Raw genomic sequence first — 20,669 nt, 5'->3', positions numbered from 1 at the left:
CAGCTTCGCTGAATAAAATATAAATCTTACAGGGAAACCGGCTGCAACTTATACAGTTTTTTGTTCGCCCGGGAATTGGAAGGGACGAAAGACCTATTGTTATGTCCCAAATGATAGTATTATTTACCGAATAAACCTATGGATAGCCGCAAATGGCGAGTTAATAGTGGTAATTGTCCTTAATGGATGTTTAAAGAATTATCTCACAAGAGGTTGCGATTATTCACATGACGAATATCATTGACATGGTTTTAGATAATAAGTAGTTTATCCTGCTTTAAGCACAGGCCGTGAATTCATCTTCACAAACCCGCTACATCCTTTCCTAATTACTTCTTTAACCAATAAAGCAAAAAACATGAAAAATTTACTCAAGTTTATCCTTCCATTAGCCCTGGTATTCGCTTTTACAGGGTGCGAGCAAGCAGAAGATCCCGAAATGCTGGATGGGGTTAGCGCTAAGTACTCTATGAGCGATGAGGGTAAAATGGTTACCCTGGGATTTAACGTTCATTTTACCGGAGATTATGCAGCACCTGATCACGCTGCAGAATGCGGTGAAGGCACATTCCCGGTGAAAAATACGGGTATGGGTACAGGCACCCATTTCAAAACGGTCAAATCTTACTTCGAATTTTGTGTGAGACCAACTGCGACCGGAGGAACTTATCCTGAAGGATATATAGTAGCCTACTTTGAAGATGAAGATGGAGATCGTCTTTATTTTGATGTAGCAGGAGAGGTTATTGGCGGCAGGTTACCAGGCATGCCAAGTTATGCGATTTCCTATTTCAAAGATCCCTTTACCATATTAGACGGAACAGGCAAATTTGAAGGAGCCTCAGGTGGAGGCTTTACTAATGATTATAATTTTGTAGATACAATAGATGGGGTACCTGTGCAAAGAACCAGGCACCACTGGCAGGGAAAAATCACCATGAAAAAAGGGAAATAACTAACCTCCTACTGCCACTAAAGACCCTTCTAAACAAAGGTTTGGAAGGGTTTTTTCAGTTCTTAAATTTCAAACCGCTTGCCATACAGGCGATAGTAATACCAGGCGGCCACACTGCCTGCCAGGGAAAATAGGGCAAGCATCCAGAATACATGCCGATGCCCGGTTTCCCCGGGTGAACTGTCCAGCAGGTAGCCCATGGCCGGACCAGCAAAAATATCCGGGGTATACCCTATGATAGAAATAAGTCCCACGGCCGTGCCTGTTAACACCAATGGAATCCTGCCTCTTTCCATAACCGCAAAATACAGAGACCTTGCCGCATATACCCCTGTGGCCATCACTAAAATGGACAGGAAAAACAGCAGGGTAGTTGAGTCTGATATAATCCCCGTGGCAAACAATAAAGCACCCACCAAAGTCACCCCAAAACTAACAAACAGCCAGAGTGTGGTTTGCGTCCGGTCTGCCAGTATCCCTATCAACACACCAACAACAGGACGAATAAAAAGGAGAAAACTACCTACTTTGGCGGCATCTACCTGATCATAAAGCATCACATCCTGGGCATAGAGCGATAGAACATCCGTGATTTTATAACCGGTATAGGCGCAAAGGATGATGACCATTAATAAGCCAACTGCCGGAAGGCGCAGCACTTTTCCAATCTGGGATATGGTGATGCGCTCCAGGAGCACTTTCTTTTCTATGTCGCGATCCATCTTCATGAAGAACCAGACTAATATTCCCACAATTACCACAATGCCGGAAGAAACCAGGACCACGTACCGGAAAGCTTCCCTGCTTTCATTAATACCCGCAGCTTCCGGTTCGATGGTTAAAAAGAATGAAAAAACAACCACGCCCAGGATTCCGAACAATGCGCCAACCAGCCCACGCCCGCCATCAAGAAATCCAAATGCCTTTCCCTGCGAAGCCGAGCCTCCCCAGATCCGCGTGGCCTTGATCATGGGAGCCCAGAACAGGAATATTGTGGTAAATCCCCAGTAACCATACAGGATTTGTAGAACTGTAAAACCGGGAAAAGTGGCGTAGACCAATCCGCCTATGGCCGTTAGCCAGAGAGCGATGGCGATAAGTTTTCTCGGGGAGTATTTATCGGCCAAAGGACCTCCAAAGAAATACGAAACCAGGGCAATAATACCATAAATCGAAAAACATAATCCCAGCGCTACATTGTCCAGTTCATAAGCCTTAAGCACCGTAGGCCGGAAAACCCGGGCCAATACAAAAGGTAGAATAAAAACAGACTCCCCTGCCAGAATGAGTAAAGCGAGAAAATACCAGGCGGGTTTGGTTTGTTGCATAAATTAAGCTGGTTTATTTTAAATTTATTTCCACAATAGTATCCACCTCATCTACTTTATTCTCCGGAACCCGGATCAATAATCCAAATTCATTTTGATGATGCATTAACTGGGTTTGATCCCCGAAGAGTTTTATGCTTTCAATTTTCTGGTCAAAATCTTCAAGAAAAACTGTATTGCTTTGGTCCAGAATATGCAGATATATCGTTTTTCCTTTTTGGGTAAATGCCATCTTGTCTGTAGGAGCAACAGGACCTGCCAAGGTGCCGTAGATGGTTTCACCGTTTTCACGCATCCATTTTCCTATTTCTTTGAGGGATGCTTTATGTTCTTCCTGTATCTTTCCATTGGGCATAGGGCCAACGTTTAACAACAGGTTGCTGCCGTAACCCGCTGCTTTCACTATGTAATGGATGAGTTCTTTCCTGGACTTGTGCTTACGGTCCTGCAGGTTAAACCCCCATGAGCCATTGATAGTCTCACATACCTCCAGTGGCAATTGGCCAATGTCTGATGCCCGAGTTCCCCAACCCGTAGTATTCCTGCCCGGGAGATCTTTCTCGAACATTTGGAAATCCTCGCCTTCAATTGGGGCTAAGTGGTGGTTATTGCCAATCAGGCATTGGGGTTGCAGGTCGTGGATCAGTTTGTAAATCTCATCGTAGTGCCAGTCTACCTGCAGCTTTCCAAACTTCTTGCCATCCCACTCTTTCTGGTCCCAATGCCCGTCAAACCAAATCCCCGCGATATCCCCATAATTGGTCAGAAGTTCCCTGAGCTGGGTTTTCATGAATGCAATGTATTTGTTCCACTCACCTTCTCCTCTTCCAGGAATACCGGTACCTGTTCTGCCTCTGGGAAAATAGTCATCGCTATGCCAGTCCAGCAGCGAATAATAAAAGAACAGCTTTATGTCTTCCTTCCTGCAGGCATCGGCCAGTTGTTTTAGCACATCCTTTCCATAAGGCGTACTGTCCACAATATTATAGGTGCTGGCCTCAGTATCAAACATGGAAAAGCCATCATGGTGCCTGCTGGTAATGGTGATGTATTTCATTCCTGCATCCTTGGCCATTTGCACCAACTCGTCTGCATTGAAGTCAATTGGGTTAAAAAATGCAGGCAATTTTTCATAGGCATCAATCGGGATATTCTGGTTGTTCATCACCCATTCACCATCACCAAGTAGGCTGTAGACGCCCCAGTGGACAAACAATCCAAACCTGGCCTCCTTAAACCATTCCCTGGCTTGAATATTTTCCGGGGCCGGCTGATAATCCTTCTGCCCCTGGCCAAACGTGAGCATTCCACAGAGCAGAAAAAAAGGGATATATCGTGAATTTAATTTCATGATCAGGGTTTACATATATGTGAAAATTTACGCACCTAGGTGTCATTATAATGATGCCTTCAGGCCTCCAATCAATTGCCTGATCTCATCCTCTGAGGTATAATGCACAAATGACATGCGGATCACTCCGGGATCCCTGGGGATGTCCATATCCATGAGTGGTCGTGCGGCATAAAAATCCCCATAACCCAGCATAAGCTTATGCTCAATTAAGCTGTTATAAACTTCCATGACACCTTTATTTTTTGGGAGTATGGCCACAATGGGTGCGCGATTTATATTGGCTTCCGGGCCTACTATCCGGACATCATTCCTGGAGCGCAGAAAATCCAGTAAAATTTCCTGCAAGGCTTCTTCCTGTTCCCGGAACAGGCCGTTCAGGGCACTCATCCTTTGGGCCGGATCAACCTCCTTTTCAAAATGGTGTTCGTACAGGGCATCAAAATAATCCAGGATGCCATTTATTGTGGCAATCTGTGCATGATCCGGCCCGGCGGGAGTGATCATACTTTTGGGGATGCCCTCTTTAAAGAAGTGCGACTGGTTCTCCAGCTTACCCATCAGGTCATTATTTACATACATGACTCCCAGATGGGGACCATAGGTTTTGTACGAAGAAAACATGTAGATATCAGCTCCCAGGTCTTTGAGGTCCGGAAAACCATGGGGTGCCCAACCTACCCCATCCACCACGGAAACTGCCCCGTTTTCGTGGGCCAGCTGACTGATCTCTTTTACCGGATTGATATAGCCAATCACATTGGAACAGTGTGGAAAGGCTACCATTTTAGTCCTCCCGGTAAACAAGCCTTTTAAAACTTCCACATCCAGCATGCCGTCTTCCTTGTTTACATGCCACTCTATTACCTTTATTCCCCGTTTGGATAACCGTCTCCAGGCTCCGGCATTGGCTTCATGGTCCTGACAGGAGACTATGATCTCGTCCCCATCTTCCCACATGGGGCGCATGGCATTGGCCAGCACATAGACATTCTGGGTGGTAGAGGGGCCAAAATGGATTTCCCCCGGATTTACATTCAGGTAGGCCGCCATCCGCTGGTAAGCCCTGTCCATTAATTCCCCGGCCTTTGCAGAAGCGGGATAAGGATAATAGGGCTGTACTTTGTTTTTCCTGTAGAAATCGGTAAGTCGGTTCACCACCTGCCTGCAGGGGTAAGAACCTCCGGCATTTTCAAAGAAGGCCCAGCCTTCCAATGAAGGTTCTGAGAAAGCGGGAAATTGGGAACGAACAAAGGATAAATCGAGTTTCATATGTAGCGAATTGTTCCCTGAAGGTAAGGAAATTCGCTAAGCTAAATTCTAGTTTGCGCCCAAAAATCCCTCCCAAATCTGCTGCTGTAAAGTCGTCTTCTGAGGCTTGTGAGATAATATTAATTGTCCGCCTTCCTGATAAACCTGTACCCCGGCATGTAGAAGATACTCTTTCAGTGGAACAGGGCTGGCCCCTGTTATGTGGGTTTCCGCAAAATCAGAGAAGTTGGTCTGTCCCTGCTGGCCGGCATAATTGATAAGGGTCTGCTGGTCAATAAGTGCATCCTTACCCCCATATTCCGCATACAATCGCCGCATTACATCGTCCAGGCTATCCTGGTTTTCCGTATTCTTCCGGATTTCCATATCCAGGCACACCCCGGCAAAAAGTCCTCCTCCATACACCAGGCCCCAGTGGTTGTCCTTGTCGAATCCGGAGGCTGCATTGGCAGGAGCCATTTGCCCATAACCGCTATCGTTCACATAGCGCTGGTAGAAGAGATTATTCAGGATCATGCCGGAGATATCTTCATTGACCATCCCCACCTGATTCAGTGCCTTAAGGGTATAGTAACTGGTCACTCCTTCCTTGAACCAGTCCGTAGAGGAGTCCTGGAACCTGAGGGTTTTGCCATTCCAGAGATGATAGAATTCGTGGGCAAACATAAACCAGCCTGCCATTTGGTTCTGCATGTCGCCTTTGGGGTTGATGAACATGCTCAAGTGGTTGCCAATAACTTCACCATCTGTGGATTCCGATTGATTAATAATCACCATGGCTGTGGACAGATCGTAACCCGGGGAAGGTAAAGGATTTCCACCCATCAAATCAATATAATAATCAAGTACACTTTTCGCAGTATTAACAAACTGAGTTTCCTGTTTGAGGATATCCTCCCCGCCGAGCACAAATTTCAGACTGAAATCACCCCTGGGGATGACTACCTCTTTATGTGTCCCGGCAAACATAAGTGACTCCTGAAGTTGCAACAGGTTAGGCACGATGTAAGCATTCTCATTGCCAGGTTCTTGTTTCCAGGGAACGGAGATATGATGGTTTTCCGGCAATCTAACCTCTACCAGGATGTTCTCTTTATCGGAACCATTAACTACAAAAAGGCAACGTCCGGAAAGCATTATTCCCCAGGGCCTAACAAATGCCACCCCATCTATTCCACCAGGCCAGTTAATATCTTCGTGATCGACATACAGGTCATAGTTCAATTGAATTCTGGTGCCGGATTCCAGGTTTGGGATTATCCATCCTGCATCCCGTTCCTCAACTGTCTGTGGCTGTCCGCTCTCATCCTTCACCTCGATATTTTTTACATAATCAGGCCACCGTTCTGGCATAGGGCCGTAGTGGCTCATCCTCAGGGTATCATCTTCCATAGTTAGGCTGGCGGCTACCTGGACAACTTTTGGTTGTGAACTATCAAAATGAATGGAATAAGAGTCAGATACTCCTCGTTGTGCCGAGACAAAAAAATGGACACTGAACATTGCAAAAAACAGCAAATGATAATGCCGGTATAGAAAAGGTGGTTTGAACATTGTTGATTATGTTTCCTTTTCTGACGACTTATACATCCATTATGTTACAAGAAGATGCTGTTAATCCCGTATGGTCATAAGCGGGTAAAAATAGCCCATCCAAAAAGGATGGGCTATAATCTGTACAGGTGGAGAGACTTCCCGTCGCTACAGACCAGATAAACTTCTCGTCTCTCCACTTTAAAAAAAACCCATCCGTTTGGGATGGGTTGCAATTCGTACAGGTGGAGAGACTCGAACTCTCAAGCCTTGCGGCACTAGTTCCTGATACTAGCGTGTCTACCAATTCCACCACACCTGCGTAAGGAGGCGCAAGTTACGGAATTTCTCTCTTTTTTCAAGTGATTTTATGAGCGCAATGGAAAGTTATGTCCTATTTAAGACAACTGCTTTCACGTCGGCGCTTTGAAGCACTGTGGATCACACTGTTTGTAAATCCGGCAGCAAAAACAAGGACCCCAAAGAAGTACTTGTAATTAGGATCGTCTTTAAACATCCAGGAAGCAATTAACAATACGGCTGCCCAAACAATAGCATTGATAAGAAGTATATTTTTCATGCTTATATGTATGTTAAATTTGATAAATGTTACAAAAGCAAAAAAATTCATGAATCAAATGGCCTTTTATCCTTCAAAGTATGCTTTTGTAGGATCCTGCGGTTTTCCTCCTTAACAACCCGGTGTTTCCGATAATCCCATAAGGTCTGACTTGCCTTTTTCCTGCTAACCTCCAGGTCAATTACGGGCCGGGGATAGTCCTTTCCCAGCGTAAAATTCGCAAACTTCTGATCCAGTTCTGTCATGAGGTAGGGCTCGTGGACAAAGGCATCCGGAATGCTGCGCAATTCTGGCACCCATCTTCTGATAAAAACGCCATAAGGATCGTGCTCATAGGAGTTTTTCACGGGGCTGTAAATCCGTATCTGGTTGATTCCGGTTTCCCCGGCCTGCATTTGCAATTGCGGAAAATGAATCCCTGGCTCAAAGTCCAGGAAACAGCGCGACAGATGCTTGCTGATAGCCTGCCAGGGTTGCCATAGATGATGGGTGGCAAAGGATACCACCATAGCCCTCATCCGGAAGTTCAGGTAGCCTGTTTCCTTTAAACATCGCATACAGGCATCTACCAGTGGGAATCCTGTATTACCAGTTTCCCAGGCACGTAAATAGGTCCTGGATATTGCTTTTTTGAGAGTACCATAGCCCTTGTTTACACTTTCCTGTTCCATGGTTTCTTCCATTTCAAACTTCTGTATAAAATGGGCCTGCCATCGCAGACGGGAAGTAAAACCATCCAAAGCCCTTTTATGAGAACTATTGTTACGCAGGGCTTTGGCTTCCTGCCAAACCTCCCTGACTGACAGGTTTCCCCAGGCCAGATAGGGTGAAAGCCTGCTGCAACTTTTTCGTGAAACTTCCGGTTTGCTTATATCACTGTTATAATTGGGATATCTCGTTTCTAAAAAGGATCTCAGGTACTGTAGGGCTGTGCGCGTTCCTCCTTTTTGAAAAGGGCTTTCCTCTGGTGTTTCCAGGCTTGCCCCACTATATCCGACTTCTATGAGTTGTATGCTGGGAAGCCCCAAAATTTGCCCTGCTTTTGGTGTAAATGCAAAACACTCCTCCTTCATATAGCTTTCCCAATCTTCCTTCCAGTTTTGGCGGTTAATAAGCCCCCTGAACACACCGTTATTAACAAACTCCTGCCATTGGATCTGGTTATTTCGACAATAGCGGGTAAAGTTTTTATCCCGCTCATAGGTAACCTTTATTCCCGTTTCCTGATGGGAATAGATGTTTTGAATCCGGTAATACGATTGTAGCTTGTTAAAAAAAGGAATCACTTCAGACTGAACACTGAGCACCTTACTCCTATGTGGCCTCAACGCTTCATTTAAGTCGCGCAGGGATTCCCTTATAAAATTCCAGTGCCTGCTCTCGTAATGCGGGTCATTTAGCAGAAAGGGCTCAAAGAGGTAAACAATAAGAAATGGGATGTTGGCCTGGGTAGCCCGGAATAAGGCTTCGTTGTCCTGCAGCCTGAGATTCCGCTTTAACCAAACCACATTAATTTCGGGTTTGTCCATAGCGGTAGTGCGAATTATTCTTCCAGGGCATCAATTTGCTTGAGGACCTCATCGGCCTCGGCCACCTTATCATCACTTAATCGGCGATTTGTGGTTGAAAGCTTATGGGCCTCAGACATCAGTTTTTTGTATTTGTCCTGTAACTTTTCCTTTTCCGACTTCTTTTTGAATAAATTCAACATTTGGGCATAGTTTTATACGATTGCAAGACAAAACTACTATTTTTGTTTAACGTTTTGTGTTAATATTTAAACAATAAATGCAGAAGTCGACTTATAAGATCCACATCGTAGGGGCAGGCCTAAGCGGTTTGATAGCTGCCAGGGTACTGGAACAACACGGATACCACCCTACTGTCCTGGAGGCATCTGACCGGGTTGGAGGTCGTGTTAAAACAGACAAAGAAGGAGGGCACCTAATGGACCACGGTTTTCAGGTATTGCTTACCGCCTACCCCCTGGCCCGGAAACACCTGGATTTCGAGAAGCTGAATCTGCAATACTTCAGGCCAGGTGCGGTCCTGTATGCGGAAGGAAAAGGAAGGAAGCTGGGGGATCCACTAAGGGATGCCTCATTGCTCTTTCCTACTATTTTCAATAATGCAGCTACTTTTGGAGACAAGCTGAAGATTTTCCGCCTTAACCGGGAATTAAAAAAGAAAAGCCTTGAAGAAATATTCGATACCCCTGAAGTAAATACGTTGTCATACCTCAAAGATTACGGCTTTTCAAATACGGTTATTGCACGTTTTTTCAAACCGTTTTTTGCCGGCATATTCCTGGAACCAGAATTGGAGACCTCCAGTAGGATGTTCGAGTTTGTCTACAAGATGTTCGGGGAGGGCAAAGCGGCTATTCCCAAAGAAGGGATTGAGGCTATTCCCCGTCAGATTCAGGATCAATTGGTCAATACAAGTTTCCAGTTTTCCACACCGGTAGAGAAAGTAGAAGAAGGCAGGATCACACTTAAAACAGGGGAGATAATTCCCAGCCACCTGACCATAGTTGCCACGGAAGCTTCGGGATTGATCCCCAACTTAAGGAAGCAGGAGCTCACCTGGCGAAGCTGTGATACCCTTTATTTTGAAACGGAATCACGCAGTACAAAAGAAAATTTGATCGGCCTTGTATCCGAGCCCAATGCTCTGATAAATAATATTGCCTTTAACCTCAACCGGAAAAGCAAAACGAGTACACTTTCCGTCACCATTGTCAAAGACCACTCGCACACCGAAAAAGACCTTATCGAAAAAGTAAAGGGAGAGCTGGAAACTCTATGTGGTATCCCAAATTGCCGTTTCCTGAAACGCTACAATATCAAGTCGGCATTGCCCAAACTACAAAACCTAAAATACGGTCTGCCCCCTTCAGAAACCAGGATCAACAGCACGGTTTTCCTGTCGGGCGATGTCCTCCTAAACGCTTCGCTGAACGCTGCTATGTTGTCCGGTGAACAGGCTGCCCTGGGAATCATTTCTTTGCTGGAAGAGAGTCCGGATCTGGATTATCTTATTTCGGAATACCTTTAGGTTTTACGTCTTTGAAGCTCTATTATGATCGATTCGCAGCGATCCTGCAATTCCATCAGAGAGGGTTGCAATTCCATGGCACTTTCTTCCAGTAGCCAGGCCTGTGGCTCGATCCAGAAACGACTCTGTTCGTTCAGTTTTCTCGCCAGTTCATGGTCAATGAGTATCATGGCAGCAAAGGCCTCATTCCATAGATCGGAAAGCTCGGCATTGGGATGGTAATTTCCATTGGATTCATTGAGGTATAGTTTAGTCCGATTCACGGCCTTTTGCATAAGCTGGACGGCTCTGATCTTTTTTTCAATCCGGGTACCTCTTTTTGTTAAGGCCTTACCGACGGCAGACAATGCCAGGTTTAAAACAGAAAGAATCTCATTCATCAGCATTAATATTTACAAGCCTGTTTCGATTGTATTCAGCATCCATCAACAAAAATTCCACTGCAGCTGTTGCATTCTGATCTGATATGATTTTGTTTCTCCGGTTCTGGTATCGCTTGCCATCCTTTTTTGAAATCAACTCTATGGTAATGCCAACTGCCATACCCCCTATGACAGTAGCTCCCAGATCTCCATTATCCCAGCTATTGTTGGAATTGCGCTCATCTATGGCTTCTTTAGCCAGTCCTACCAGAAGACTTCCTGCCAGGGAACCCGTAAACGTCCAGAATCGATTTCGGTCCGTAAGTTCAGAAGCGATGAAAGCACCGCCTGCCCCGGAAAATGCTCCTATGGCAAAGTGCGCAACTTTATCATTTTCTATCTGGGCATGTAAGCTTGAAGCTGAAAACAATAACAGAATATAAAAATGGGGGATTATTCGCATAACCCTAAATTAAAAAGATTCAGTTTACAGAAGGAAGCAGAATTCAAATTATTCTTCCGGAAACAGATCAAAATTTGCCGAATTCAGGGCTGGCTAAACGCACAGATTTCCCTACATTTAACCTTAGTGAAAATAAGGCACGGAGAGGCCTTTCCTAATATAAACTACTACTCAGCATAGTAACTCAATTTCCGGAATATGAATTTTGAATGGAAGGGCGTAATGCCCGCTGTGACTACAAAATTTACGGCAGAAGATCGACTGGACCTGGATATGTTCCGGATAAATCTGGAAGCCCAGTTAAATGCCGGAGTCAGCGGCATTATCCTGGGGGGTACACTGGGAGAAGCCAGTACTCTAACCAAAGAAGAAAAAAAAATACTGGTAGAAGCAACCGTCGACTTTGTCCATGGTCAGGTTCCTGTGATCATGAATATCGCGGAGCAAAGCACAGCTGGCGCCATTGAAGCTGCTATCTCTGCTCGAGAACAGGGGGCATCCGGGTTAATGGTCCTACCTCCTATGCGATACAAAGCCACCGATTACGAAACTGTAGCCTATTTCAAGACTATTGCCCAAAGCACGGACCTTCCCATAATGATCTACAACAATCCTGTGGATTATGGTATTGAGGTGACCATGGAAATGTTCGAAGAACTTCTAAAATTACCCACTATACAGGCAGTTAAGGAATCCACAAGGGATATCTCCAATATCACCAGGATACGAAACCGTTTTGGAGACCGGCTCAAAGTCCTGACTGGTGTAGACACTCTTGGCCTGGAAAGCTTGCTGATGGGTGCTGATGGCTGGGTGGCCGGACTGGTTTGTGCTTTCCCGGCGGAGACCGTGGCTATCTATGAACTGGCTAAAGCCGGCAGAACCGAAGAAGCCCTGGCCATCTACCGCTGGTTCCTTCCTTTACTGGAACTGGATATCAACCCACAACTGGTCCAAAATATCAAACTCGCAGAAGTGGCTAACGGAATAGGCACAGAACATGTTCGAAAACCCCGCCTGCCCTTGCAGGGAGCGGAAAGGGATCGTGTACTTGATATCATTTCCAGAGGAGTAAAAAACAGACCTCAATTACCGGATTATCTTGCATTACGACAAAATTCGAGGTTGTCAGCCAAATAATACTAATCCTATGATCAGCGGTAAAAATTATATTGGGAATACCCTTTCAGCAAAGGGCAAGGTGACCTATACCACCTTTAACCCAAAGCTTAATATTAAAAATCCCTGGACCTTTTACGAAGCTTCGGAAGAAGAACTGGAAGAGGCCGTGCAAATGGCTGCAGAAGCTTTCGAGCTATATTCCATGGTCCCCGGAAAACAGAAAGCCCAATTTCTCAGGACTATTGCCGATAAGATCGAGTCCCTGGGTAATGAACTCATAGATACCTATATGAAGGAATCCGGACTGCCTGAGGGGCGTGCCATTGGCGAAAGGGGACGAACACTGGGGCAATTGCGTATGTTTGCCAATCTGCTCGAGGAAGGAGATTGGGTGGAAGCCAGTATTGATACCGCTATCCCGGACCGCAAACCCGTACCCAAACCGGATCTCAGAAAAATACTTACTCCCATAGGGCCGGTTGTGGTCTTTGGTTCCAGTAATTTTCCCCTTGCTTATTCCACTGCGGGAGGGGATACTGCCAGCGCTTTGGCAGCGGGATGCCCGGTAATTGTTAAAAGTCATCCCATGCACGCCGGCACCGGAGAACTGGTAGCCTCGGCTATTGTGACGGCAGCAAAAATATGCGGAATGCCGGATGGTGTCTTCTCTAATCTGAATAGTAGTGATATTCAGGTTGGACAGCAATTAGTGAAACACCCATTTGTAAAAGCTGTGGGATTTACAGGAAGTATTGCCGGGGGTACCGCACTTCATAAATTATCTAATGAGCGTAAAGAACCTATCCCCGTGTTTGCGGAAATGGGGAGTATAAATCCGGTGGTTATTCTGCCTTCTGCACTTAGAGAGAATCCTCAACATTTGGCCAGCACCTATGCAGATTCGATTACACTGGGAACAGGACAATTCTGCACTAATCCGGGACTTATCCTGACATCGGAAACGGACGGACTGGATATTTTTTTAGAATCCCTTGGACAGGAAATCCTTAATAAGGAGGCCGGTCTGATGCTACATCCCGACATCCACCGGAAGTATGAAGAAGGCCAGAAGGAAATGAGTGTTCAGGAAGGCACTTCAGTGGTAGCTGAGTATCAAAAAAAGACAGCTCCCAATTATGCCAAGCCAAAAATCCTGACGGTCGCTGGTCGTACATTCCTGACCAACACTAACCTCCATAATGAAGTTTTTGGGCCCTTTTCCCTGGTAGTCAAATGCAGCGACCTGGAGGAAATGAAAAATATCATTGCCGAACTTGAAGGGCAACTTACTGGTACTATTATCGGAAATGAGGAAGAGCTCAAAGTTAATGCTCCATTGATTGCTCAACTGAAAGAACGGGTAGGCCGGTTGATTTTTAACGGAGTCCCCACAGGAGTAGAAGTTTGTCCATCTATGGTCCACGGAGGGCCTTTTCCCGCAACCACAGATTCGCGTTTTACTGCCGTTGGCCCCGATGCTATACGACGGTGGGTAAGACCTGTCAGTTACCAGGATTGGCCTGATGCACTGTTGCCGGACAGCCTTAAAAATAGTAATCCACTAAAGATCCTGAGGAGGGTAAATGGCAAGCTAACAATTGAATCTATCTGATCATGAGGGCAAATTTTCTTTTCTTCCTTATGATCATGGGCCTATGTCCGCTTCAGGGACAGGACAGCCTGGCACATCAAAACAAACTACATGCCATCATTGAAGCCGTGGATGACTTCAGGGCATATGACAGAAAAGAACATCCTCTGGGTTTATATACGAAAGCCAGGTATCAAAAGGAAGCAGCGTTTGCAACTGAACAACTCAATGCCTTGGCGCAGGTAGATCCGAAGTACCTTTCCGAAGGGGACCTGATCTCCTGGGAATTATTGAAATTTACGCTGGAGGATCAGGTTGACCGCTATGCCCTGGGCATGTATCTCAATCCCATTCAGGCCGATCAGGGCTTTCACCTCAACCTGAATTTTCGCATTCGCAAACTCAGCAACTTTGATGAGGTTAAGAACTACCTCAAAGTACTGGATGCCATCCCTGAATTCGCTGTGCAGCACTTTGCTCTAATGCGTGAGGGGTTAAAGAACGGGAATATACAACCCAGGATCATATTCAGGGGTTATGAATCTACCTATGAGCAACATATTGTTAGTGATTTCCGGCAAAGTTTATTCTATAAACCATTTCAGAATCTCCCGGCAGACCTCAATCCACAGCAAAAGGATTCGGTCAGGCAGGTTGCCAAACTCCTGATCATTAATAAAGTAGTACCTGCATTCCGGGATATCAAACAATTCTTTGAACAGGAATATCTTCCAAAGGCACGTGAATCTATAGGTATTTCCTCCATACCAGGTGGCAGGGAATTCTATCAAAACCGAATCAATTTCTATACTACCTCAGATCGTTACAATGCCAGGGATATTCACGAACTGGGTAAGCAGGAGGTAAGTAGGATTCGTGGTGAAATGAAAGAAATCATGAAAGATCTGGGTTTTAAAGGTAGCTATGATGAATTTCTGACATTCCTTCGGACCTCGCCCCAATTCTATGCCGAAACCCCGGATAAACTATTAATGGCAGCACGCGATATTGCCAAACGCATTGATGGAGAACTGCCCCGTTTTTTCAAAACGCTTCCTCGAAGACCTTACGGGGTTAAGCCTGTTCCGGATGCTATCGCTCCAAAATATACCGCGGGGCGATATGTGCCCCCCCGATCAGAAACACAATCCGGCACCTATCTGGTTAACACCTATAAGCTGAAAAGCAGAACCCTGTATACGCTTCCAGCACTTACTGCCCATGAAGCCATGCCTGGACATCATCTTCAGGGTGCCTTAAACCGTGAATTATCCACAGCATTTCCTGCTTTTCGCCGCCAGTTGTATCTCTCAGCCTTTGGTGAGGGCTGGGGGCTCTATTCAGAATACCTGGCCGCTGAAATGGGTATTTATCGGAACCCCTATGAAAAATTCGGACAGCTAACCTATGAAATGTGGAGGGCGTGCCGATTGGTTGTAGATACAGGGATACATGCATTGGGATGGACCCGTGATCAGGCCATAAATTACATGAAAAACAACACAGCCCTATCTCTTCATGAAATAAATACAGAAACCGACAGATATATCGGCTGGCCGGGACAGGCACTGGCTTATAAAATTGGTGAAATTACGATCCGGGAGCTGCGAAAAGAAGCGGAAAAGGCACTGGGATCAAAATTCAACATCCGGGAATTCCATGAGGTAATCCTCGGGGAGGGTACAGTGACCCTACCTATTCTAAGAAGAAGGGTTGCCAACTACATCAGGGAACATACCGATTTGCAGGATAAGTCATGAACCATACCTTCAAATGTATAGACGGACATACCTGTGGTAACCCGGTCCGGGTGGTAACCACGGGAGCCCCTGTATTGAAAGGCAGGAATATGAGTGAAAAAAGGGCGCATTTCCTGAAAGAGTTTGACTGGATCCGCACAGGATTAATGTTCGAACCTCGGGGCCATGACATGATGAGCGGTTGTTTTTTTTATCCCCCTTCTGATCCGGAAAACGACCTGGGAATCCTGTTTATTGAAACCAGTGGTTGCCTTCCAATGTGCGGACATGGAACCATTGGGGCCATGACCATAGGACTCCAGGAAGGTCTGATAGTTCCAAAAACACCGGGAGTCATCCGGTTGGAGACTCCGGCAGGACTTGTGATTGTCCGCTATCAAATTAAAGCAGGCAAAGTGGAATGGGTACGTTTTACCAATGTAAAATCCTACCTGGCCGGGCAAGACCTGGAAGTGGAAAGTTCCTACCTCGGAAGGCTATCCTTTGATGTGGCCTATGGTGGTAATTTCTATGCCATCTTTGATCCGCAGGAAAACTTCAGAGGATTGCAGGATTACAAGGCATCTGAACTTATCCTGATGGCCCGTGAACTACGGGAACGGATCAATGAAAAATATCCCAGTCATTTTATTCATCTGGAAGATGCCACCATCATTGGAGTAAGCCATATTCTTTGGACAGGAAATCCGCTTAGCGAAAAAGCAACAGCCAGGAATGCTGTTTTTTACGGGGATAAGGCCATTGACCGATCTCCTTGCGGGACCGGCACCTCAGCGCGGATGGCCCAGTGGCATTTCAAGGGTAAATTAAAAAAAGGAGCTCCTTTTATTCACGAAAGTTTTATTGGATCAACCTTTATTGGCAGCATCGAAGAAGAGACTACAATTGGGGAATACCCGGCAATAATTCCGAGTATACAGGGATGGGCCAAGGTATACGGTTACAATACCATTACCATAGACGATGAGGATCCGTTTTGCCATGGATTCCAGGTAATATAATTCAGCAATGCAAAAACTGTTAGTAAAATCACCCGGCCGCATCAACCTGATCGGGGAACATACGGATTACAATGACGGTTTTGTACTGCCAACAGCAATTGACAAAACAATAGACCTCACTTTTAGCAGGCTTAATTCGGAACATCTCTTTGAAGTATACAGTAAGGATTTGGGTAAAAGTTTCCGGGGTGATTTGCGCAAGATCAAACCTCAACAGGACGGCTGGGAAAATTACGTCCTTGGGGTAATAGCAGGATTGCAAAAGGAGTCGGACAAACTCAGGGGCTTTAGCTGTACCCTCCAAAGCGATATTCCAATAGGATCCGGGGTGAGTTCATCGGCGGCCCTGGAATGCGGAATTGCCTTCGGACTCAATGAATTCTTCAAACTGGGCCTGGACTCCATTACTCTGGTGGAACTGGCGCAAAAAGCAGAGCACGATTTTGTAGGCACTCAATGCGGGATTATGGACCAGTTTGCATCGGTTATGAGCAGGTCTGGACATGTGATTTTGCTCGATTGCCGTTCTCTGGATTATTCTTTCGTCCCTCTGGAAATTGGCAATTATTGTTTCCTTCTGGTAAATAGTCATGTGCACCACTCCCTGGCTTCAACCGAATACAATACCCGAAGGGAACAATGTGCCGAAGTGGTGGAAATCATAAATAAAACATATCCCCAGGTAACATCATTACGGGATGTCAATAAAACCATGCTGGATGATCAGAGAAGTGATTTGCCTGAGCTTCTTTACCGCCGTGCTAAATTTGTGGTCGAAGAAAACTACCGGGTACTGGAGGCCGTATCGGCAATACGGCAGGGGGATCTGGATCGGCTGGGTGCATTATTATACCAGTCCCACCATGGACTGCAATACGAATATGAGGTAAGCTGTCCGGAAATTGATTTCCTGGTAGAATTCACCCGGGACTACCCCGGAATTTTAGGGTCCCGTATTATGGGAGGTGGTTTTGGTGGCTGCTCCCTGAACCTGATCCACAGGGATAGGGTAACTGAGCTAGTTGATCAACTGGCCCCGGCTTACAGGGAAAAATTTGGCAAATCCCTGAGTTGGTTCGTAGCCAAACCTTCCGGGGGAGCAGCTGTGAGCTGGATTTAACACTAATATTATTCGGGATTTCCTGATAAAGCAGGATCTGCGGGATCATCCTTGATGGCCCTGTTTGAAAGCCTTTTGCTTGCTGTTTTCATCTCAGCATAACGGGGGTCCTGCACATAATCCTGCTTTTCCATTTTGATTACCTCGATACTCAGAAAACCAAACTCACTGACTACCTTACCGTAGGAGCGGTAGATGCCCCGACCCCGGAAAAAATATTTGGCGGCTACAGGAGGAAAAAGCACTGTATCAAAAACTTCTCCGTACTGGTCAACAAAAGTGGCAAAATGCATTCGCTTGCCACTATGGGTCTTGGTGTTCTTGACCGTTACGAGGTAGCCGTAAATGTCGATATACCCATTCAGGGATTGTGCAAGGTGCCGGCTCCCTATACGATTTTGGGGTGGAGTTTTGAGCAGCTGAAAAGGACTGCAAAGGGCAAAGCCCAGTAATTCCATTTGGGTGAACGCGGCTTCCAGGTCGGTTGTATGCAGTTTAGGAATCTGGAAATCCTGATGTACAGGAGGAAAGAGCTTGGGGTGTTCCAGTGGGTTTCCATGCCCCAGGAACAGGTGGGCCTGCCACAACAACTCGTGCTTGTTGATCCCGGTAAAGCGAAAAGCATCAATACGTATCAGTATGCTTACCTGTTCAATGGAAATAAAAACCCTGTCCAGGAAATCCTCCAGGGAGGTAAATGGGCCTTCCTGCCTGCGTGCCTTCAGGATGCGATCCATAACCCGACTTTCAAGATCGCGCAGGTACATAAACCCCAGGTAGATATCCTTCCCGAAGATACAATTGGCAGCCTGGCTCTTATTCACACAGGGTGCGTGAATCACGGCCCCCAGCATGCGGGCCTCATGCACATAGAATTCAGGACGATAAAACCCCCCTCCATTGTTCAGGACGGCAACCATATATTCCAGAGGAAAATAAGCCCTCAGGAACAGGCTCTGGTAACTCTCCACCGCATAGGATGCGGAATGTCCCTTGGCAAAGGCATAGCCGGCAAAGCTGGCCACCTGGTTCCAGATCTCGTTAATCAGTTCTTCTCCAAAACCCTTCCTTCGGCAATTCCGGATAAATTTATCCCGGACCTTCTGAAATTCTTCACGAGACCTGAACTTGCCACTCATACCCCTTCTAAGCACATCGGCTTCCCCAAGGCTCAGGCCGGCAAAATAGTGAGCCACTTTGATCACGTCTTCCTGATAGACCATTACTCCGTAAGTATCCGGCATAATATCCAGCATCACCGGGTGTGCCTCCTTTTCGGCCCGTCCTTTGTGCCGGTGCCTGAGGATGTACTCCCGCATCATGCCACTTTTGGACACCCCGGGCCGGATGATGGAACTGGCTGCCACCAGGCCCAGGTAATTATCAACTTCCAGTTTTCTCAACAGCATCCGCATGGCCGGGGATTCCACATAGAAGCAACCCATGCACTGGGCCGTTTTCACCAGGTTATTGATCACCGGATCCTTGACAAATTTCCTGATGTCATGAATATCAACCCCCTTTGCAGCTTCCGGCTGATTCTCCCACGCGATCTGCAGGGCTTCCTTGATCTTAGCCAGGCCTCGCTGTGCCAGGATATCGAATTTGTACAGGCCCACATCTTCTGCAATTACCATGTCGAACTGGGTAGTGGGAAACCCCTTTGGAGGGAGGTGAGTGGCAGAGAAATAATGTATGGGTTTTTCACTGATCAAAATGCCTCCTGCATGGATACTCAGGTAATTGGGCATGCCCCTGATGAGCTGTCCGTAGCGGAGCACCAGTTGGGCTACCTCATCGAGTTTGTCGAAATGGTAGCGCCCTTCAGACAGAAAATCAATTTCCGTCTTGGGCAGCCCGAAAACCTTACCCAATTCCCTGATGATACCACGTTCCCTGAAGGTAACATAGGTTCCCAGCAAGGCTACATTCTCGAAGCGGGTAAAAATATACCGGGTCATCTCTTCCCGGTCGCGCCATGAAAAATCAATATCAAAATCCGGCGGATTGGTACGATAGAGGTTGATAAAGCGCTCGAAATAGAGGTCGAGGTCAATAGGATCCACATCCGTAATGCGAAGCAGGTAGGCTACAATACTGTTGGCGCCGCTCCCCCTCCCCACATAGAAGAAATTCTTCTTCCGGGCATAGGAGACAATATCCCAGTTGATCAAAAAATAGGAAACAAAGCCCTTTTCCTTGATAAGTTCCAGCTCCTTTCTCAGGCGGGAGTGGATATGATCACCTCCTTCAGGGTAGCGGTACGGTAACCCTTCTTCGCAGAGCTTTTCCAGGAGTTCCTCGTCACCAGTGGTGGTACCGGTGTAGGTCTTCAGGTTTTGGGGTATCCGATCCTGGGAAAAATCAAAATGGATCTGACAGCTGTGCAATAAATACTCTGTATTCTCCAGGATATGGGGGTATTCTTTGCAAGCCTCAGCCAGGTTGACCACAGGGTACATCTTTTCTTCCGGATGGGCCTGTTCTTCAATGGACAGCTTACTTAGCAAGGTATTTTTGTCTATGGCTCTGAGCAATCTGTGGGCGTTAAAATCCTTTTTGTTCCGAAAAGTAACGGGCTGCAGCAGCACAAGTTTTTTGCGATAGTCCCCGTATCGGGAGAAAGGGAGTCGCCTCAGGTCTTTCAGGGAGACCCCGATATATTCATAGGGCAGAAAGTTGTCCAGGGCATACTGCTGCACCTGCTCAAAGGGATATACTACAAAGGCATTTTCAAAGTTGGGAGCCCTGTATGGGATAGGTTTCTCTTCGTGAAGGTATTCAGAAAGGAAGGTATTCAGCTCCTTGTAGCCTTCGTTGTTACGGGCAAGTCCCACAAAACAGGGCACCACCCCATTGCGAAAGTCAATCCCCAGCACCGGACTAATACCACACTCCTGGGCTTTTCGGACAAAATTGAGCCCGGCTGACGTATTGTTGATGTCGGTTAGTGCCAGTCGGGTAACCTGGTTCTTACGTGCCAGCTCCAACAGTTCCACTTCGGAAAAGGTCCCGTAGCGCAAACTGTAGTAGGTGTGGCAGTTTAGATACATACTATATCTTTTTATTGTTCTATTTCCTTTAGCCTTTCATTTCTTTTGTTGTGCTTTCCTCTCGCAAAACTCGTCGGAAGCAATAAGAAACGAAGCAAAGAAAAAGGCACTTTCTCGTAGG

At 46.4% G+C, this 20,669-nt stretch carries 17 protein-coding genes and 1 tRNA gene; 7 read left to right on the top strand and 11 right to left on the bottom strand.

From position 1 onward, the window contains the following. Positions 1 to 358: 358 nt before the first annotated feature. Positions 359 to 955 (top strand): hypothetical protein, encoded by a 597-nt coding sequence (locus OO016_RS04720; protein WP_266011252.1) that lies wholly within the window; start codon positions 359 to 361, stop codon positions 953 to 955. 62 nt (positions 956 to 1,017) lie between these two features. On the opposite strand, the gene OO016_RS04715 is transcribed toward OO016_RS04720, so the two are convergent. The 8 genes from OO016_RS04715 to OO016_RS04680 all read right to left on the bottom strand — a co-directional run bounded on the left by OO016_RS04715 (position 1,018) and on the right by OO016_RS04680 (position 8,730). Beyond that, positions 1,018 to 2,283 carry an MFS transporter gene (locus OO016_RS04715; RefSeq protein ID WP_266011251.1) on the bottom strand — a complete coding sequence of 422 codons (1,266 nt, stop codon included), beginning with the start codon at positions 2,281 to 2,283 and terminating at the stop codon, positions 1,018 to 1,020. Positions 2,284 to 2,296: 13 nt separating this feature from the next. Next, the gene (locus OO016_RS04710; protein WP_266011250.1) at positions 2,297 to 3,634 is read right to left on the bottom strand and encodes an alpha-L-fucosidase; all 1,338 of its coding nucleotides are present in this window, start codon (positions 3,632 to 3,634) and stop codon (positions 2,297 to 2,299) included. Positions 3,635 to 3,679: 45 nt separating this feature from the next. Then, positions 3,680 to 4,906 (bottom strand): aminotransferase class V-fold PLP-dependent enzyme, encoded by a 1,227-nt coding sequence (locus OO016_RS04705; protein ID WP_266011249.1) that lies wholly within the window; start codon positions 4,904 to 4,906, stop codon positions 3,680 to 3,682. Between the two features lie 48 nt (positions 4,907 to 4,954). Then, entirely contained in the window at positions 4,955 to 6,460 is a 1,506-nt protein-coding gene (locus tag OO016_RS04700; RefSeq protein WP_266011248.1) for a M61 family metallopeptidase, read from the bottom strand. 219 nt (positions 6,461 to 6,679) lie between these two features. After that, positions 6,680 to 6,761: transfer RNA gene (locus OO016_RS04695), tRNA-Leu, on the bottom strand. A 72-nt stretch (positions 6,762 to 6,833) separates the two neighbouring features. Then, positions 6,834 to 7,019, bottom strand: coding sequence for a hypothetical protein (locus tag OO016_RS04690; protein WP_266011247.1), 186 nt, complete (start codon positions 7,017 to 7,019; stop codon positions 6,834 to 6,836). Between the two features lie 47 nt (positions 7,020 to 7,066). Then, positions 7,067 to 8,548, bottom strand: a complete 1,482-nt coding sequence (locus OO016_RS04685; protein ID WP_266011246.1) for a cryptochrome/deoxyribodipyrimidine photo-lyase family protein — start codon at positions 8,546 to 8,548, stop codon at positions 7,067 to 7,069. 14 nt (positions 8,549 to 8,562) lie between these two features. Further along, positions 8,563 to 8,730: a Lacal_2735 family protein gene (locus tag OO016_RS04680; protein WP_266011245.1), complete on the bottom strand. Its 168-nt coding sequence runs from the start codon at positions 8,728 to 8,730 to the stop codon at positions 8,563 to 8,565. A gap of 77 nt (positions 8,731 to 8,807) precedes the next feature. Between OO016_RS04680 and OO016_RS04675 the strand changes: the two genes are divergently transcribed. After that, positions 8,808 to 10,076, top strand: a complete 1,269-nt coding sequence (locus OO016_RS04675) for an FAD-dependent oxidoreductase (RefSeq protein ID WP_266011244.1) — start codon at positions 8,808 to 8,810, stop codon at positions 10,074 to 10,076. On the opposite strand, the gene OO016_RS04670 is transcribed toward OO016_RS04675, so the two are convergent. After that, positions 10,073 to 10,456, bottom strand: coding sequence for a hypothetical protein (locus OO016_RS04670; protein WP_266011243.1), 384 nt, complete (start codon positions 10,454 to 10,456; stop codon positions 10,073 to 10,075). The genes OO016_RS04675 and OO016_RS04670 overlap by 4 nt on opposite strands. Further along, positions 10,449 to 10,901 carry a hypothetical protein gene (locus OO016_RS04665; protein WP_266011242.1) on the bottom strand — a complete coding sequence of 151 codons (453 nt, stop codon included), beginning with the start codon at positions 10,899 to 10,901 and terminating at the stop codon, positions 10,449 to 10,451. The genes OO016_RS04670 and OO016_RS04665 overlap by 8 nt, the downstream gene beginning before the upstream one ends. A gap of 198 nt (positions 10,902 to 11,099) precedes the next feature. On the opposite strand from OO016_RS04665, the gene OO016_RS04660 reads away from it, so the two are divergent. From OO016_RS04660 to galK, 5 genes are read left to right on the top strand one after another with little or no spacing between them, the layout of a single operon-like run. Next, a complete protein-coding gene (locus tag OO016_RS04660) occupies positions 11,100 to 12,041 on the top strand; it encodes a dihydrodipicolinate synthase family protein (RefSeq protein ID WP_266011241.1) in 942 nt (313 codons plus the stop codon). A 10-nt stretch (positions 12,042 to 12,051) separates the two neighbouring features. After that, positions 12,052 to 13,635 carry an aldehyde dehydrogenase (NADP(+)) gene (locus tag OO016_RS04655; RefSeq protein WP_266011240.1) on the top strand — a complete coding sequence of 528 codons (1,584 nt, stop codon included), beginning with the start codon at positions 12,052 to 12,054 and terminating at the stop codon, positions 13,633 to 13,635. A 2-nt stretch (positions 13,636 to 13,637) separates the two neighbouring features. Next, the gene (locus tag OO016_RS04650; protein ID WP_266011239.1) at positions 13,638 to 15,374 is read left to right on the top strand and encodes a DUF885 domain-containing protein; all 1,737 of its coding nucleotides are present in this window, start codon (positions 13,638 to 13,640) and stop codon (positions 15,372 to 15,374) included. Continuing rightward, complete coding sequence (locus OO016_RS04645; RefSeq protein ID WP_266011238.1) at positions 15,371 to 16,375, top strand: 4-hydroxyproline epimerase; 1,005 nt, start codon at positions 15,371 to 15,373, stop codon at positions 16,373 to 16,375. Before OO016_RS04650 ends, OO016_RS04645 begins: the two co-directional genes overlap by 4 nt. A gap of 7 nt (positions 16,376 to 16,382) precedes the next feature. Continuing rightward, a complete protein-coding gene (galK, locus tag OO016_RS04640) occupies positions 16,383 to 17,495 on the top strand; it encodes a galactokinase (RefSeq protein WP_266011236.1) in 1,113 nt (370 codons plus the stop codon). A gap of 8 nt (positions 17,496 to 17,503) precedes the next feature. Here the strand turns inward: galK and OO016_RS04635 are convergent, their stop codons facing one another. Then, on the bottom strand, positions 17,504 to 20,548 hold the full coding sequence (locus tag OO016_RS04635) for a DNA polymerase III subunit alpha (RefSeq protein WP_266011234.1): 3,045 nt from the start codon (positions 20,546 to 20,548) through the stop codon (positions 17,504 to 17,506). Positions 20,549 to 20,669: the final 121 nt, after the last annotated feature.

The sequence above is a fragment of the Lentiprolixibacter aurantiacus genome, assembly GCF_026241225.1.
Taxonomy (GTDB): domain Bacteria; phylum Bacteroidota; class Bacteroidia; order Flavobacteriales; family Flavobacteriaceae; genus Lentiprolixibacter; species Lentiprolixibacter aurantiacus.
Note: the sequence above shows the minus strand (reverse complement) of the source record. Positions and strands in the feature narration are given on the sequence as shown.

Excerpts from the sequence above, each read along its gene's own strand:
- OO016_RS04720 (WP_266011252.1), top strand. The coding sequence starts at position 359 with ATGAAAAATTTACTCAAGTTTATCCTTCCATTAGCCCTGGTATTCGCT.
- OO016_RS04715 (WP_266011251.1), bottom strand. The coding sequence starts at position 2,283 with ATGCAACAAACCAAACCCGCCTGGTATTTTCTCGCTTTACTCATTCTG.
- OO016_RS04710 (WP_266011250.1), bottom strand. The coding sequence starts at position 3,634 with ATGAAATTAAATTCACGATATATCCCTTTTTTTCTGCTCTGTGGAATG.
- OO016_RS04705 (WP_266011249.1), bottom strand. The coding sequence starts at position 4,906 with ATGAAACTCGATTTATCCTTTGTTCGTTCCCAATTTCCCGCTTTCTCA.
- OO016_RS04700 (WP_266011248.1), bottom strand. The coding sequence starts at position 6,460 with ATGTTCAAACCACCTTTTCTATACCGGCATTATCATTTGCTGTTTTTT.
- OO016_RS04690 (WP_266011247.1), bottom strand. The coding sequence starts at position 7,019 with ATGAAAAATATACTTCTTATCAATGCTATTGTTTGGGCAGCCGTATTG.
- OO016_RS04685 (WP_266011246.1), bottom strand. The coding sequence starts at position 8,548 with ATGGACAAACCCGAAATTAATGTGGTTTGGTTAAAGCGGAATCTCAGG.
- OO016_RS04680 (WP_266011245.1), bottom strand. The coding sequence starts at position 8,730 with ATGTTGAATTTATTCAAAAAGAAGTCGGAAAAGGAAAAGTTACAGGAC.
- OO016_RS04675 (WP_266011244.1), top strand. The coding sequence starts at position 8,808 with ATGCAGAAGTCGACTTATAAGATCCACATCGTAGGGGCAGGCCTAAGC.
- OO016_RS04670 (WP_266011243.1), bottom strand. The coding sequence starts at position 10,456 with ATGAATGAGATTCTTTCTGTTTTAAACCTGGCATTGTCTGCCGTCGGT.
- OO016_RS04665 (WP_266011242.1), bottom strand. The coding sequence starts at position 10,901 with ATGCGAATAATCCCCCATTTTTATATTCTGTTATTGTTTTCAGCTTCA.
- OO016_RS04660 (WP_266011241.1), top strand. The coding sequence starts at position 11,100 with ATGAATTTTGAATGGAAGGGCGTAATGCCCGCTGTGACTACAAAATTT.
- OO016_RS04655 (WP_266011240.1), top strand. The coding sequence starts at position 12,052 with ATGATCAGCGGTAAAAATTATATTGGGAATACCCTTTCAGCAAAGGGC.
- OO016_RS04650 (WP_266011239.1), top strand. The coding sequence starts at position 13,638 with ATGAGGGCAAATTTTCTTTTCTTCCTTATGATCATGGGCCTATGTCCG.
- OO016_RS04645 (WP_266011238.1), top strand. The coding sequence starts at position 15,371 with ATGAACCATACCTTCAAATGTATAGACGGACATACCTGTGGTAACCCG.
- galK (WP_266011236.1), top strand. The coding sequence starts at position 16,383 with ATGCAAAAACTGTTAGTAAAATCACCCGGCCGCATCAACCTGATCGGG.
- OO016_RS04635 (WP_266011234.1), bottom strand. The coding sequence starts at position 20,548 with ATGTATCTAAACTGCCACACCTACTACAGTTTGCGCTACGGGACCTTT.